The organism is Nonlabens tegetincola (genome assembly GCF_002117085.1).
Lineage (GTDB): Bacteria > Bacteroidota > Bacteroidia > Flavobacteriales > Flavobacteriaceae > Nonlabens > Nonlabens tegetincola.
Genome location: NZ_CP019342.1, coordinates 1,747,021 through 1,762,614 on the forward strand (window position 1 = coordinate 1,747,021; position 15,594 = coordinate 1,762,614).

General features: G+C 35.4%; 16 protein-coding genes. 5 read left to right on the top strand and 11 right to left on the bottom strand.

The genetic code is table 11. The features are described 5' to 3' along the window. The first annotated feature begins 4 nt into the window (after positions 1-4). Positions 5-991 carry a DUF6588 family protein gene (locus BST91_RS08305; protein WP_085775113.1) on the top strand — a complete coding sequence of 329 codons (987 nt, stop codon included), beginning with the start codon at positions 5-7 and terminating at the stop codon, positions 989-991. After that, positions 972-1,622, top strand: a complete 651-nt coding sequence (locus BST91_RS08310; RefSeq protein ID WP_060524186.1) for an acyloxyacyl hydrolase — start codon at positions 972-974, stop codon at positions 1,620-1,622. The genes BST91_RS08305 and BST91_RS08310 overlap by 20 nt, the downstream gene beginning before the upstream one ends. A 204-nt stretch (positions 1,623-1,826) precedes the next feature. On the opposite strand, the gene BST91_RS08315 is transcribed toward BST91_RS08310, so the two are convergent. The 5 genes from BST91_RS08315 to thrS all read right to left on the bottom strand — a co-directional run bounded on the left by BST91_RS08315 (position 1,827) and on the right by thrS (position 6,753). Further along, a complete protein-coding gene (locus tag BST91_RS08315) occupies positions 1,827-3,281 on the bottom strand; it encodes a vWA domain-containing protein (protein WP_169709771.1) in 1,455 nt (484 codons plus the stop codon). A 188-nt stretch (positions 3,282-3,469) separates the two neighbouring features. Continuing rightward, complete coding sequence (gene rplT / locus BST91_RS08320) at positions 3,470-3,814, bottom strand: 50S ribosomal protein L20 (RefSeq protein WP_042277677.1); 345 nt, start codon at positions 3,812-3,814, stop codon at positions 3,470-3,472. A gap of 98 nt (positions 3,815-3,912) precedes the next feature. After that, positions 3,913-4,110: a 50S ribosomal protein L35 gene (gene rpmI / locus BST91_RS08325; protein WP_042277675.1), complete on the bottom strand. Its 198-nt coding sequence runs from the start codon at positions 4,108-4,110 to the stop codon at positions 3,913-3,915. A 128-nt stretch (positions 4,111-4,238) separates the two neighbouring features. Continuing rightward, entirely contained in the window at positions 4,239-4,727 is a 489-nt protein-coding gene (infC, locus tag BST91_RS08330; protein WP_105019484.1) for a translation initiation factor IF-3, read from the bottom strand. A 79-nt stretch (positions 4,728-4,806) separates the two neighbouring features. Then, positions 4,807-6,753, bottom strand: a complete 1,947-nt coding sequence (gene thrS, locus BST91_RS08335) for a threonine--tRNA ligase (protein ID WP_085775115.1) — start codon at positions 6,751-6,753, stop codon at positions 4,807-4,809. Between the two features lie 264 nt (positions 6,754-7,017). On the opposite strand from thrS, the gene BST91_RS08340 reads away from it, so the two are divergent. Next, the gene (locus tag BST91_RS08340; RefSeq protein ID WP_085775116.1) at positions 7,018-8,514 is read left to right on the top strand and encodes a coiled-coil domain-containing protein; all 1,497 of its coding nucleotides are present in this window, start codon (positions 7,018-7,020) and stop codon (positions 8,512-8,514) included. 46 nt (positions 8,515-8,560) lie between these two features. Next, positions 8,561-8,965, top strand: a complete 405-nt coding sequence (locus tag BST91_RS08345; protein ID WP_085775117.1) for a hypothetical protein — start codon at positions 8,561-8,563, stop codon at positions 8,963-8,965. Between the two features lie 224 nt (positions 8,966-9,189). Here the strand turns inward: BST91_RS08345 and BST91_RS08350 are convergent, their stop codons facing one another. Further along, entirely contained in the window at positions 9,190-9,687 is a 498-nt protein-coding gene (locus BST91_RS08350; RefSeq protein WP_085775118.1) for a GNAT family N-acetyltransferase, read from the bottom strand. 3 nt (positions 9,688-9,690) lie between these two features. Next, entirely contained in the window at positions 9,691-11,001 is a 1,311-nt protein-coding gene (gene rimO / locus BST91_RS08355) for a 30S ribosomal protein S12 methylthiotransferase RimO (protein ID WP_085775119.1), read from the bottom strand. A 91-nt stretch (positions 11,002-11,092) separates the two neighbouring features. Here rimO and BST91_RS08360 point away from each other — a divergent pair, with 91 nt between their 5' ends. Continuing rightward, a complete protein-coding gene (locus BST91_RS08360) occupies positions 11,093-11,956 on the top strand; it encodes a carboxypeptidase-like regulatory domain-containing protein (RefSeq protein ID WP_085775120.1) in 864 nt (287 codons plus the stop codon). On the opposite strand, the gene BST91_RS08365 is transcribed toward BST91_RS08360, so the two are convergent. The 4 genes from BST91_RS08365 to ftsY are packed head-to-tail and all read right to left on the bottom strand — an operon-like array spanning position 11,953 to position 15,522. After that, positions 11,953-12,561, bottom strand: a complete 609-nt coding sequence (locus BST91_RS08365) for a DUF1684 domain-containing protein (protein ID WP_085775121.1) — start codon at positions 12,559-12,561, stop codon at positions 11,953-11,955. The genes BST91_RS08360 and BST91_RS08365 overlap by 4 nt on opposite strands. A gap of 8 nt (positions 12,562-12,569) precedes the next feature. Then, on the bottom strand, positions 12,570-12,899 hold the full coding sequence (locus BST91_RS08370; protein WP_042277658.1) for a hypothetical protein: 330 nt from the start codon (positions 12,897-12,899) through the stop codon (positions 12,570-12,572). A gap of 9 nt (positions 12,900-12,908) precedes the next feature. Further along, positions 12,909-14,507: an amidase family protein gene (locus BST91_RS08375; RefSeq protein ID WP_085775122.1), complete on the bottom strand. Its 1,599-nt coding sequence runs from the start codon at positions 14,505-14,507 to the stop codon at positions 12,909-12,911. Positions 14,508-14,565: 58 nt separating this feature from the next. Further along, on the bottom strand, positions 14,566-15,522 hold the full coding sequence (ftsY, locus tag BST91_RS08380; protein WP_042277653.1) for a signal recognition particle-docking protein FtsY: 957 nt from the start codon (positions 15,520-15,522) through the stop codon (positions 14,566-14,568). Positions 15,523-15,594: the final 72 nt, after the last annotated feature.

Consider the following 15,594-nt stretch of genomic DNA (forward strand, 5'->3'; position numbering starts at 1 on the left):
ATCTATGAAAAAATATGTCCCGTTAGTTATTGTTTTTCTCGCTTTCGCGAAAGCGGAAACACTACGAGCTCAAAATGATATTGAAGTTGTTTTAGAAGATTTACTTGTCTATCTGGATGGGTATATTGAACCAGCAGCCGAAGCCAGTGTTACTCAAGCAGGAGCAGCTTGGTATTACAGTGCTAAAGCACTACCCAAATTTAAGACGAGCATAGGCCTACATGCTAATGCGCTAGTTGCTCCTGAGAAAAAACAATTCTTCACAGTAAATAACGATCAATTCAACAATTTGAGAATACGAGGCGGCACAGAGGCTAAAATTCCTACAGCCTTAGGTCCAGAACAACGAACCTTTTTCGATTTTACCGTGGAAGGTGAAGAGTATGAACTTCAAGTTTTTGAAGGCATATCATCTGAAGTACTAGGACATCCATTTTTACAAGCTAACGTAGGCTTATGGGCCGAAACTGAATTGCTTGTAAGATTTGCGCCAAAAATCACCTTGGATAAATCTAATTTTAGTTTATACGGTATTGGGCTTAAACATAATCTAAGCCAATATTTCTTTGGTTCACATCGTGATTTTGAGCTAGCAGTTCTAGCCAATTATTCTCTTTTTGATTTTAATTTAATATTTGACCCTTATACTATAGAATCAAATCAAGGAACAGCGCTTACAACCATTGATGGTGCTTTAATTGACTCACATGCTGTTATTGTCCAATTAATTGCAAGTAAGGAATATAATAATTGGACATTTTCTAGTGGTGTAGGTTATACAAATAGTTGGATTGATTATCGACTTACAGGAAGTGAAGGTACGTTTCTGAACTTATTTAACGAGGTCCTCGTAGCTCTTGGTGAAACTAAACAGTCTTATCGATTTGATCTAGGTGCCACTTACAACTGGAATAAATGGAGTGTCACATCTCAATTAAGTGTGGCTCATTATGCTAATTTAAGTTTAGGTGGTGTTTACAAGATTAATTAATAGTTTCATTTTCTTACTTATTTCAATAGTAAGTATATCGGTTCAAGCACAAGAAACTTCATCAGAAAAATCGGCTAGAAACAGGAAAATCGGTATCGGATATGGCTGGCACACACAGCAATCTTTTCCTGGAACGAGCAACGATTATATTTATGAAACAAAGTCGGCTCACATATTTTATGAATGGCAGCAATGGCAAAGTGGCAAATGGACCTTTCACACCTCAATTGAGACGGCACTATATCAGGTAGATCATCAATTGCTTAATTTTTATTTTATTACACCAGATCAAGAAAACTTTCAAGAAAGACGTGATCGATTCACACAGGCAAGATCATTTAACGAATACGTAGCACATGCAGGACTGAAAACAGTTTACAACTGGGATTTTGAAATAAAACCATTTATTCAAATTCGTATAGGCCCTATGTATGGCACACAAACTACCGAAAGACTGAAACGAGGTTTTTCTTTTTCAGATGTTTTGAGTATTGGAACACAATATCAAGTAGATGAGCATGAATTTATTATAACTTATAGCTTAAGACATACCTCAAATGCAGGTTTAAAATTCCCTAATAGCGGTCACAACAGTTCAGGATTTCAAATAAGTTATGCTTATTTGTTCTAGAAATAAGTTTAGTTAACTTATTAAACTCTTAAAAATTCACACAACTTTATTACGAGATTACTGTTTAATTAGCACTTCTATCCTACTCTATCCTATAATTTTACATCATCTAAGAATATAATTAAGTAGTAATTATTGTACAAAAAAAGGGATGCTGTGCTTGCATCCCTTTTTCATTGATAACCTAATATAAATTCTTTACCGTTAAAGTCTATCAGCAAGTTGAACAAGCTCTTTAAACTCTTGAATATATCCATGCGGATCACTCAATTGTACCGACTGTAAAACCTGTTCTATATCACCGTAATTGAAACTGCCTTTATAGCTAGAGTTTCTAAGGTTCATTCCAAAACTAGCTGCAGCAGCACCTAATTTTTGCTGTGATGAGCTCACAGTAAAATCAAGATTAGCATCTAATAGCTCTTCCACTAGCAAATTGCTGGTTGAGTTAACTGGCTCTTTATATCTTAGATTTACCTTGAGACTAGGTTGATTAGCATTTCCTGCTGTTGATGCAGGTACAATCTCATAAAAGGCGGTAATGGATTGCCCGCGACCTATTTCCCCAGCATCTTCCTCGTCATCCTCAAACTGATCATCTTGTAGCAACCTGTTAGCATATCCAATAAGTCGATAACTTTGCACTTCAGTTGGAGAAAATTCTACTTGAATTTTTACATCCTGAGCAGCGGTAAAAAATTTATTTCGTTCGTGAACAAAAACTTTCAATAACTGTTCTGTTTTGTCAATATATTCATAGGTCCCATTTCCTTTATTAGCCAATTGCTCTAAGGTTCCTTCATTTAAGTTTCCTCTACCTACACCTAAAGCTGTTAGAAAGACACCTGATTCTTTTTTATCTTCAATAAGTTCAATAAGACCTTCTTGATCAGATACTCCGATATTAAAATCACCATCGGTACCTAGAATGACTCTATTATTTCCATTATTTATATAATAGGATTGTGCTATTTCATAAGCCGTTACGATACCTCTTGCACCTGCTGTTCCACCACCAAAACCTAAATCGTCAATAGCTTGTTTTATTCTTATTTTATCACTTCCTGGAGCGCCATCTAAAACCACCCTATCTGCACCAGCATAAGTAACAATTGAAACAATATCATCATCATTGAGTTCATCCACCAAAAATTTAAACCCAGATTTAAGCAAACCAAGTTTATCAGGTGAAGACATACTTCCTGAGACATCCATTAAAAAAACATAATTACTACCTGCAACGGTTGTAAGATCAATATCCTTTCCTTTTATACCTATTCTAGCAAGCTTATGTCCATTTGTCCATGGACAGCTTGTAATCTCTCCATTTATAGTAATAGGACTGGTTGAAAAATCATCATCATAATTCATATCAAAATAATTAATGATTTCTTCAGTACGCACAGCATTAACAGGTGGCAAAACCGCTTCCTGCTGTAAAAAGCGCCTTACATTAGAATAAGATCCACCGTCGGCATCTATTGAGAATGTAGAAATTGGAAATTCAGTAACGTCAAGAAAAGGATTTTCTGTAACTTCATTATACTGATCGCCTGAAAATGGTTCTGGGTATGAGGAGTCATTGTAAAACATTCCTTGATCCTCACAAGAAATCACAAAATATAGTGTAATAATTAAAAGTGATAGTAATTTTTTCATGGTTGCATTTTTAGAATAGATACACATTTCCTTAAAAGGTTGCGTAAATGAGTGTATCATTTATGAAGAAAAGAACATAAATAAGGATCTTCACAAAAACGCTAGAACAAGTAAATTAAAACGCGATAAAAAAAATCCCGATCTTATATCAGATCGGGATTTAAATTGATGCGAGAGGTGGTTACACCTTATTTTACTTTTTCCACGATAGCTTTAAAAGCCTCTGGATTATTCATTGCTAGGTCTGCAAGAACTTTACGATTAAGTTCTATATCGTTTTTCTTTACAGCACCCATAAACTGAGAATAACTCATTCCATGTAAACGAGCACCTGCATTGATACGAGTGATCCATAAACGACGGAAAGTTCTCTTTTTATTTCTTCTATCACGGTAAGAATAAGACATTGCTTTCTCAACCGCATTCTTTGCTACTGTCCAAACGTTTTTACGACGTCCGAAGTAACCTTTTGCCTGCTTAAGGACTTTTTTTCTACGAGCTCTACGAGCTACAGCATTTACTGATCTAGGCATAATTTTAATTTTTTAATAGTAGGCGACTGTTTGAACAGCACTTTTAAAAGCCTAACTATTGGGTTTTTATTAATTAATAAACCATCAAGGTTTACAGCTTACTTAAGATTAAGTTGTAACTTGATATTGTTTTCATCACTCTTGTGCACAAGTGTATCGTGAGTAAGAGCTAACTTTCTTTTCTTGCTTTTCTTTGTCAGGATGTGACTTTTAAAAGCGTGCTTTCTTTTGATCTTTCCAGTACCAGTAAGCTTAAAACGCTTCTTTGCACTAGATTTAGTTTTCATTTTAGGCATAATTTCCTTTTTTAATTTCTCGCATTTCCACTTAAAAAACGACCATAAAAAAACAGCCCTCTTTTAAGAGGACTGCAAAAATATTATTTTTCCTTGAATTATTAATGCGATCAAGCAAAAAGTTCGTCTTATTTTTTCTTAGGAGCGATAAACATATTCATACGTTTACCTTCCATTTTAGGCATTTGTTCTACTTTACCTAGATCTTCAAGATCTTGAGCAAGTCTAAGCAACAATATTTCACCTTGATCTTTATAAATTATAGAACGTCCTTTAAAGAAAACATAGGCCTTTAATTTAGCTCCTTCTTTCAAAAACTTCTCGGCGTGTTTTTTCTTGAACTCATAATCGTGATCATCTGTATTAGGACCGAAACGTATTTCCTTAATAACCACCTTACTTGCGTTTGCCTTCATGGCTTTTTCACGCTTCTTTTGTTCATAAACAAATTTCTTGTAGTCAAGAATTTTAACTACTGGCGGTTCTGCGTTAGGAGAAATCTCAACAAGATCTAGTTCTTGCTCGCGCGCTTCTTTCAATGCGTCACGGGTGTCCATTACTCTAGGTTCACCTTGACCTACTAATCTAACTTTTCTTGCACGAATTTTCTCATTAATTGCGTGCTTATCTTCTTTAATAATTCGAGCCGGTCCGCGGCTTCTGCGTCTACGTATTGCTATGGCTATATAATTTTAATTAAACTTCAAATTTTTTCATGGTAGCATCGATTTCTTCTTGTATCGCTTTCGCGAAAGCGGAAACATCCATACTACCTAAATCGTCTCCACCATGTTTACGTACAGAAATAGTGCCATTCTTTTCTTCTTGTTCCCCAACAATGATCATGTAAGGGATTTTATTCATTTCGGCCTCACGGATTTTTTTACCCATGGTTTCTGCACGATTATCAACAATAGTGCGAATTTCGTAATTTCCTAGAGAATCTGCTACCTTTTTTGCATAATTTTCATATTTCTCACTGAGAGACAGTATAGTACATTGCTCCGGCATGAGCCATAATGGGAAGTTACCACCTGTGTGCTCTAGTAAAATTGCGATAAAGCGTTCCATTGATCCAAACGGCGCACGGTGGATCATAACCGGTCGATGTGACTCATTGTCAGCTCCTTTATAAGACAGATCAAATCTTTCTGGCAAATTGTAATCAACTTGTATAGTTCCTAACTGCCAGCTACGACCTAGAGCATCTTTTACCATAAAATCAAGTTTTGGGCCATAGAAAGCAGCTTCACCTTCTTCAATGACATAATCTAAACCTTTATCTCGTGCCGCGCTGATGATCGCGTTTTCTGCAATTTCCCAGTTATTAACGTCGCCTATATATTTTTCTGGTTTTTGCGGATCTCTTACACTCACTTGCGCGGTGAAATTTTCAAATCCTAATGAACCAAAAACGTATAATACTAAATCTATAACTGCTTTAAACTCTTCATCTAGTTGTTCTGGCATACAAAAGATGTGAGCATCATCTTGAGTAAATCCACGTACTCGAGTAAGACCATGTAGCTCACCACTTTGCTCATAACGATAAACAGTCCCAAACTCAGCAAAGCGTTTTGGTAAATCTCGGTATGACCATTGTGTACTTTTATAAATCTCACAATGATGAGGGCAGTTCATCGGCTTAAGAAGAAACTCTTCATCATCAGCTGGTGTAGTAATAGGTTGAAAACTATCTTCACCATATTTAGCATAATGTCCTGACGTTACGTATAATTCTTTTGAGCCTATATGAGGACTTACCACCATTTCATAACCAGCTTTCTTTTGAGCTGCTTTTAGGAAGTTCTCTAGTCGCTCACGTAATGCAGCACCTTTTGGCAACCATAAAGGAAGACCTTGACCTACTCGCTGTGAAAAAGTAAATAACTGTAATTCCTTACCTAATTTTCTATGGTCGCGTTTTTTTGCTTCTTCAAGCAATTCTAGATATTCTTTAAGGTCCTTTTGTTTAGGAAAAGAAATACCATAAACTCTAGTAAGCTGTGTATTATTTTCATCACCACGCCAGTAAGCACCAGCAATAGACATGACTTTAACAGCTTTAATTATTCCCGTATTAGGAATGTGACCACCGCGACACAAATCAGTAAATGAATCGTGATCACAAAAGGTAATCGTCCCATCCTCAAGGTTTTCTATAAGTTCTACCTTATACTCGTTATTTTGTTTTTTGTAGAAATCTAGCGCATCTTCTTTTGAAACACTGCGCATTTCAAACTCATGTTTACCTCGAGCGATTTCCAACATTTTAGCCTCAATTTTTGGAATATCACTTTCAGAAATACTGTGCTCTTTAAAGTCTATATCGTAGTAAAATCCATTATCTATAGCTGGTCCTATTGTCAAACTCACTCCAGGAAACAGTTCTTCAATAGCCTGAGCCATAACATGTGAGGTTGAATGCCAAAAGGCTTCTTTACCTTCCTTATCTTTAAAAGTGTAAAGAATTAGATCTCCATCTTCGGTAAGCTGTGTTTTTGTTTCTACTTTTTTCCCATTGTAGCTAGCACTAATAACATTGCGCGCTAATCCTTGAGAAATACTCATTGCGACATCCATAGGTGTTGAGCCGCTCTCCATTTGTTTGATACTACCGTCTGGTAATGTAATATTAATCATAAGTACAAAATATGAATAAACAAAAGTAATCTTTTAAGCCTATTAACAAAGCATACATGGATTAAACTTATGGTTAATTAAGAAGTTGGAAAAACAGATTATTATTGATTTGAAAGTTTATGAACAACCATTTATAACTCCGGAGATTTAAATCTATTAGATAAAAGTCATTTTTATTAGACAAACTTTCTCAACTACAACAAATTAGCTATTGGAAAGCCTGTCATTTTTTATGTAACTTTAACCACTTATAATCAACCTCTCATGAAAGCATTATTAGGGAAATGTAAGTGGGCACTTTTTTTATCATGTTTCTTATTTCATTGCAACCTTTATTCTGCGAGCAATGAATCAAAAAACGTTTCTGAATTAATCTATAAAATAGATAAAAGTACTGATCGTGTAACCTTATTTGAGTTAATCAAAAAACTTAAGAAAGAACACAATATCTCTACAAGAATCACATCCTACAAGCGTACAAGTGGAACAACTACTGAACTAGGCCTATATTTTAGTGATAAATTGAATAATGAAAAATCATTCAATTTATCAAGTCAAAACGGTATAGCAGACATATGTATTAAGATAGACAGTAAAAAGGATGAGTTGTTAACTGCAGGAACTTGCAATCCACCAATAAAAGAACCTACAACCCAAATAGACCAAAACACCTCAACAGCTTCAAACCCTACATCTACTGAGTCAACAAGTATAAGAACTAAACAAGAACTTAAACAACAAGCAGCACGAGACCGAGCAAGTATTGCAAGAGAGAAAAAGAAAGCAGCTATCCTTAAAAGGCAAGAGGAAATGCAAGAGCGTTTACAAGAGCAAAGAATTAAAAAGAACGAATTAGATTCAATTGCTGCAGCAAAAAAAATGAATCGCCTTAAAAAGGTTGAAACCGAAAAACTAGAACGTAAAAAAGAACTGGAAGCAGCAAGACTAGATAAAATCAATAACGATAAAGAACTTCTAAAACAGCAAATTGAGGCAATAAAAAATAAAAACTTAATCGAGCAAAGAAGATTGGATTCTATAAGAAAAGAAAGAGAAAAACTACAACAACAAAGCGAATTAAGAGATCAAAAGATTAAAGAAACTAAAGAAACAATTGCCGCTATTAAAGAAAGTAGAAAAGAAGCTTTCAGAACCGAAAAAGAAAGGTTACAAAAAGAAGAAGAAATGCGTAGAGAACTGGTTCAAATAAAGCAAGACAGTGCCGCAATTCAACGAGACCAAATTGCCCAACTTAAACTTACTCAAGAAGAAAAACTAGCATTAATTGAAGAAGAAAAAAGAAAAGCACAAGCCATACAAAACAAATTAAAAGAACAAGAACTTAAAAAAGAGTTAGAAAGAATTCAACGAGAAAGAGACCTAAGCGAGCAAGCCCTTATGGAGATTGACAAAAGCTATGAAGAAAGAATGGTTGGTCTAGAAAAACTACAAGAACTAGTTGTAGAAAATAAGGATGAGGTTGTAACTCAAAAAGTTGATGAAAATAAAATAGCACTTTCCGAAGGCACACTAATCATTAATGGCGATCAAAGCTTTTATCGCAGTTATAAAAACCGAACCGACATTTATAACTCATTGGGTAAGGTAATCTTATCACTAGAAAAAGGTATTACAAAAAATTCGCATTCTGGTTCTATAAACATTAAAGGCCAGCCTATTAAATGGCAATTAAAAAACTCCATTCTTATTTTGAAAAATAATTCGGGTGAATTAGTAAATCCAGACGGTAGTATTTATTAGAGTTTGGTCTAAAATTTGATGTCATTTCACGATATCAAATAAGAATATGAAAAAGCTGCTGTTAATTTTAATTTTAGCTATTACTACAGTCTCGTGTAACATCATAAACGATTGCGACATTTGGGGTGCAAAACCGCAACTAAATGACACTAAACTTTCAACAGGCATTGTAGATTCATATTACGAAGACAGTTTGAATGCCGAAATTGATAATAACCCTAACGACAACGGCTATTACTACTATTTTACTGTTCATCATTTACCTGCTGGAATGGATTACGAAGTTTACGGAAGAGAGCTGGTCCTTTTTGGCACTCCATCACAACCTGGACGCTATTCTATTGAGGTTGAACTATACGTAGAACCTGAGTTTTGGGACGAATCGTATGAAGGTGATGGATTGTGTACAGATACTACAAGTAAATACTACAGTCTTGAAATCAAATCATAGGTCTTTTATACCTGAAATCAGGAAATAATAACCAATAATTAAGGTAGATCATAATAGAACTTTGTAATGTATTTAAAAAACAAAAACATTATGAAATTCAATGAGACTTCAATTTTCAGATTAATTAAATTCTTTACTCAAAATAAAACAATCGGCTCTAAAGTTCTTAACCGTTTAAAATATTGTGAACAGGAAAAAGTTCATGATTTTTATTGTAAAGGCAATTAAAGGTGTTTTTCAAACAATTGATTAGTAGAATGTGGCATATGGACTGTTCCTACTGGCTTAAATCCCATACCTTTATAATAAGAACATAATTTTTCATTGTTTGCTAGACAATCCAACCTAAGTATACCTATTCTATGACTAGCAGCCTTTTTTTCTATAGCTTTCATCAATTTAACACCTATACGATTTCCCGTATAATCTGGATGAATCACCAACGAATGAATATAGAATGCGGCAATATCTTGTTTTCCCCAATAAGGAATGTCCTCATTCATTAATCGGTACATCCCTACTAGATTTGAATGAGAATAAACTAAGGTAAACTCGGGAGCATTAACTCCTTCTAGCACCCATTGAAGTTTATCCTCTGGTGGTTGTAACCAATAGCTCCATTGATCAACACCTGATTCTTTAAGGTGACGTGCCGCTATTTGTAACAATTCGACCACAACTGGAAAGTCAGATGATTGAGCTGTTACAAATTTAAGTTCCATGATTTATTTTGAAGACACAGGCTCTCCATAAAGGTCAAAGTCTTGAGCAGCCGTAATTTTCACATTGACAAAACTACCTACAGACAAATAATGATCTGCAGCCTCAATGAGTACCTCATTATCAACATCTGGACTATCAAACTCGGTACGACCCACAAAATAATTACCTCGTTTACGATCAATCATTACCTTAAAAACTTGACCTATCTTTTCTTGATTAAGTTCCCACGAAATTTGAGATTGAATTTCCATAATTTCATTGGCTCTTTCTTGTTTAACCTCTTCAGGTACATCATCCTCTAATTGATAAGCATGTGTATTTTCTTCATGAGAATAGGTAAAACAGCCTAGTCGTTCAAATCTTTGTTCTTTTACCCAATCCTTCAACAACTGAAAATCCTCTTCTGTCTCTCCTGGATAACCTACTATTAAAGTAGTTCTAATTGCCATATTGGGTACGCTTTCGCGAAAGCGTGACAACAACGCATTAGTCTTCTCATAAGTAGTACCACGACGCATGGATTTCAACAGCTTTGTAGAAATGTGTTGAAGTGGAATGTCTAAATAAAAACAAACTTTAGGTTCTTGATTCATGACGTCAAGAACATCCATAGGAAAACCTGTAGGAAAGGCGTAATGAAGGCGAATCCACTCTATACCTTCTACTTTTACCAAAGCGCGTAAAAGGTCTGCCAGTTTGCGCTCTTTGTATAAATCAAGGCCGTAATAAGTTAGATCTTGAGCAATTAGAATAAGCTCTTTAACACCCGATGCAGCTAGCTTTTCTGCCTCGATTACCAAATTCTCAATTGGCGTACTTCTATGCTTACCTCTCATTAAAGGAATAGCACAAAAAGAACATGGTCTATCACAACCTTCGGCAATTTTAAAATAGGCGTAGTTTTTTGGTGTAGTAGTCACTCGCTCTCCTATAAGCTCGTGTTTATAGTCTGCACCAAGTGCTTTGAGAAGTGATGGAAGCTCGGTTGTTCCAAAATATTGATCAACATCTGGTATTTCCTTTTCTAGATCTGGCTTATATCTTTCAGACAAACATCCAGAGACAAATACCTGATCGACCTCACCACGATTTTTACGCTCAACAAAATCAAGTATGGTATTAACAGATTCTTCTTTGGCATTATCAATAAAACCACAAGTATTAATTACCACTACATTACCTTCTTCTTCGTGAACGACATCCTTTCCACTCGCTTTAAGTTGCCCCATTAAAACCTCACTATCGTAAACGTTTTTGGAACATCCTAATGTTACAACATTAATCCTATTTTTCTTTCTTGACTTTGTTCTCATATCGGCTGCAAAAATACGATGAAGTAATGGATATGTTGTTAAAGTAAATTACAGGATAAAATTGTTGTTATTTAGTTATCTTTAAAAATATATGCAGCATCTTCTTCTCACTTTTCTATTGCTAATTTTCACTGGTATAACAACCGCACAAAATCGAACTGTCACCGGTGTAATTAGTGATCCTGATGGCCCGATAGGTGGTGCAATCATAACTGTAAAAGGAACTGAAAGATATAGTACGACAAATTTTGATGGATTTTACTCCATCATGGTCAAAGATGGCGATGTTTTGGTTTTTAGTTATGTAGGTTATGAGAGTCAAGAGGTTAAAGTACTCAATCAAAAATCTATTCATGTTACACTCATTGGCTCCATGAGCTGTGACCTTCAAATTCTTACGAATTATCTCGAGCCTGACCAAATAGGTTTTGCCAATGGCGTAAACTACCATACCTATGGATTAAAACTAAATCACTCTTTATTTAATTTACTCAACACTAGTCTGGGTATAGGTTCTAGCTTTAATTCCGACTTATACCTAAATTTTACTCTAGGAACAGATTTAAAATTTAACAAATATAATTTCATAGGTTTTGATATGAAACTTTACTCGTTACAAAATATAAGTTTCAACCAAGAAGCACTGGTCTTTGAGATCTTTAACACAATAGCTAAACAAGATAAAATCAGTTTATTTTTAAAGGCTTCACATTTATACTATCAAGATGTTTATAGCAATTTTAATGAAATAGGTATAGGTGCGACCGTTACAAGCAGTCTTGCTTTAGGCATTTCTCATCGTACAAGTTTCGATTACTTTAAAAGTGTCAACGTTTTTTCAACTCGATTAACCAAAGACTTTTATATAGGAAACCGACAGTTTAATACAAGCATTAATTACCAGCACCTGGAACGATTTGAGGAGTTTACAATTGGTCTAGGATATCATTTTTAAAACCTTTTCTTTTTCAAAATTCCCTTTTTCACTCCTGCCTGTAGTTTGGTGTTTAAATGGTTTTCTTTAGGCGGAATAGGACAAGAATATCCATACCTATAAGCGCAATAAGGATTGTACGTATTGTTAAAATTGAGAACAACCTTTTTCTTTAATGGAGCTCTTAATTCCAAGTACCTTCCAACCTCATAGGTTTCATCACCATTAGTTTGATCAGTAAAATAAAGAGACAAAAAATTGTGATATTCAGGATGATTGCGATACTGTGGCCCATACATGACTAGCAACCTATAACTCTCTCCTTTTAAATTAAAATCTAAATAACCGTACTTTTCATAATCACTTACTTGATTCATTGTTGTGGTTACTTGAATGGTGGAATCGTCGTCAACAGGAGTGAAATTTGCCTCAACTACATATTCCGGGTCGTAAGGGTAGTATTTCAACGCAACAAATTCCTTTTTATCATCCTGTGATAATGGTGATTTATCACCAGATTTAAAAATTGCATTTTGCTTTTTTCTAAATTCAATAGTTTGTTGTCTATAATCAGGTGATTGAGAAAACAGACATAGGAATCCTATAAATATAAATATGTGTTTCATAGAATTAATCAAAAAGTGGCGTAAACCCAATTTGCAATTTCTTGATACGCAAATCTACAAGCAAGAATTACCGCGATAAGAAATAACGTAACCACCCAAGATTGTTTCTTAAGCCATAAAGTTGCTACACTAATAAGTAAAACAACAGCGTGAATTGCAGCTATAAAATACACTGGTGTGTATAAGTTATCTGGCATGAGTACGTTGGACTCTCTTTCGCCCGTTAAAAAAGGAACTATGGAAGTAATTATATAAAATGCAGCGTAAAAAGCTACTATTTTGGTAGTTATATTCAATCCTTTTGGAGTAAATAAAACAGATTGATTTTCTTGACTCATATATTTCAATTAATAACCTTTGGGCGCTTGTCTATGGTTGGTTGCTTTTTCATAAGCTGCTGCCCACTTGAACAACAAGGCATCCTCTTCGGTAGGTGCAATAAATGTTAAACCGTATGGTTGTCCTGAGTCGTCATATCCCATAGAAACTGTCATGGCAGGAAAAAATGCTACAGCTGCTTGTGCCGCAGTGTAATTATTAATGGAAAGGAAACCATCGAGGTTGTTTTTTCTTGTATAATAATAAAAATAATCTTGAGTTGCCGTGGTAAGCTTTCTTTTAAGGCTTTGTAATTCTTCCTCACTCATTAAGTCTTTTTTGATCATATTATCAAATAAACGTTGACCATAAGGCATGGTTTTCACCGAGTCGATTTTATTAAAATTCACTAAGCGTTGTAAATCATATCCACGATACGATTGGTTTGCATATCCCATAAAATAGTTAGGCAAATCCCTTTTCATATCCTGATCAAGTAAGCTTATAAAACCGTCTAATGAAACATCCTTTTCTTCTAGAACCACTACAGTTGCCCCTAAACTCTCTATATCTTTAATAGCCTGTGAAAACAATGAGTTTTCTTGAAAGCCAGCAAAAACACCAAAACGTTTTCCTTTTAAACTAGAGTCATATAATCCAGCGATTTCCTTTTTAGATATTACTTCTAAATTTTGAGTCATAGCATTAAGTAGGATTGCATTGTCCATGACATTCTTGGCCATAGGACCAGCAGTATCTAAATAACTAGAAATAGGTACAATACCGCTTCCGCTTAATGTTCCTACTGTAGGTTTGTATCCCACGAGCGCGTGTTGTGAGGATGGTGATAATATGCTTCCTGCAGTTTCAGAGCCTATTGCAACCGCTGCAAAATTTGCAGCAACGCTAGCGCCACTACCACTACTTGATCCACCTGTATCAAATTTTCTAGGCCCATATGGATTTAATGTTTGTCCACCAACAGCGCTCCAACCACTAGGACAATCACCGCAAAAGTAATAGGCCCATTCACTCAGGTTTGCTTTACCTAGAATAACCGCACCTTCTTCCTTAAGTCTTGTAATAATTTTTGCATCTCGTGCATCATTTTCAAGCAATGCAACTGCACCAGCTGTAGTGGCAATTCCCGAGACATTGATGTTATCCTTAACTAGAACAGGAATACCCCACATACTATATTGAATATCTAGCGCGGTTCCTCTATCCTTTAATTGAGAGTCTGCCTTTTTTGCTTGCTCGATAGCCTCAGGATTAATTCGGATTACGGAATTGATCGCTTTCTTATTAAGACGGTCGTACTCGTAAATACGGCTTAAATAATACAGTGTAAGTTGTTCATAGGTAAACTTTCCTTCTGCAATGGCAGTATGAATTTCAGGAATTGATTTTTCAAGGACGTATGGACCTATTAATGTTGAGGACTTCTTTCCTATCTCGCTTTCGCGAAAGCGTAATACCTCATCAAGCACACCTTCAAATACGTCTTGTTTTGAAATATACTGGCTATCAATTACTTTGAATTCTCTGAAATCATCTTTTTTCTTGCTTACATCAGTGGATTGACACGCTGCAAGCACAGCCAAAAAGAAAATTGAAAAATACCTCATCTTTGAAAATTTGCTTAAAAATAGCAAACTATCGATAAACAAGATGTTTTGAATGTAGTTACTGTTTAAAGAAGCTATCTACGAACTCAACTTTATTGAAGACTTGTAAATCATCCATGCCTTCACCTACACCTATATAGCGCACGGGTATTTGAAATTGATCTGAAATACCTATTACCACACCACCTTTTGCAGTACCATCTAACTTAGTAACAGCAAGTGAAGTAACCTCGGTAGCAGCGGTGAATTGTTTTGCCTGCTCAAAAGCATTTTGACCAGTTGATCCGTCTAAGACGAGCATGACGTCGTGAGGCGCATTAGGCAGCACCTTTTGCATAACACGTTTAATTTTACTGAGCTCGTTCATAAGGTTGACCTTATTGTGCAGTCGTCCAGCGGTATCTAGTAAAACCACATCAGCATTTTGAGCTACGGCACTTTGCAGGGTATCAAAAGCAACACTGGCAGGATCACTACCCATCGCTTGTTTTACAATCTCTACTCCTACTCTATTTGCCCAAATATCTAATTGATCGACTGCAGCAGCTCTAAATGTATCTCCTGCTCCTAGTACGACCTTTTTACCTTTTTGTTTAAACTGGTGTGCCAGTTTTCCAATTGTAGTGGTTTTTCCTACACCATTAACTCCAACAATCATGATAACATATGGACCATCAGTGCTTGGGATTGTGAAGTCTGTGGCATCACCATAATTGACCTCGCTCATTAATCCAGCGATTTCTTCTCGTAGGATTGAATTAAGTTCTGAGGTGCCGAGGTACTTATCTCTAGCTACTCGTTCTTCAATACGATCAATTATTTTTACCGTAGTCGCCACGCCTACATCGCTAGATATAAGTACATCTTCTAGATCATCTAGAACATCCTCATCTACCTTTGATTTACCTGCAACGGCTTTACCTAATTTATCAAAGAAACTGGATTTTGATTTCTCAAGACCTTTGTCTAAAGTTTCTTTTTTTTCTTTATTGAATATCTTTTTGAAAAAACTCATTAGTAGCTAATTGGTAAATGCAAAGTTACACAAGTATATAGAGTTAATAAGTGCTTCTTTTTAGGAATTATA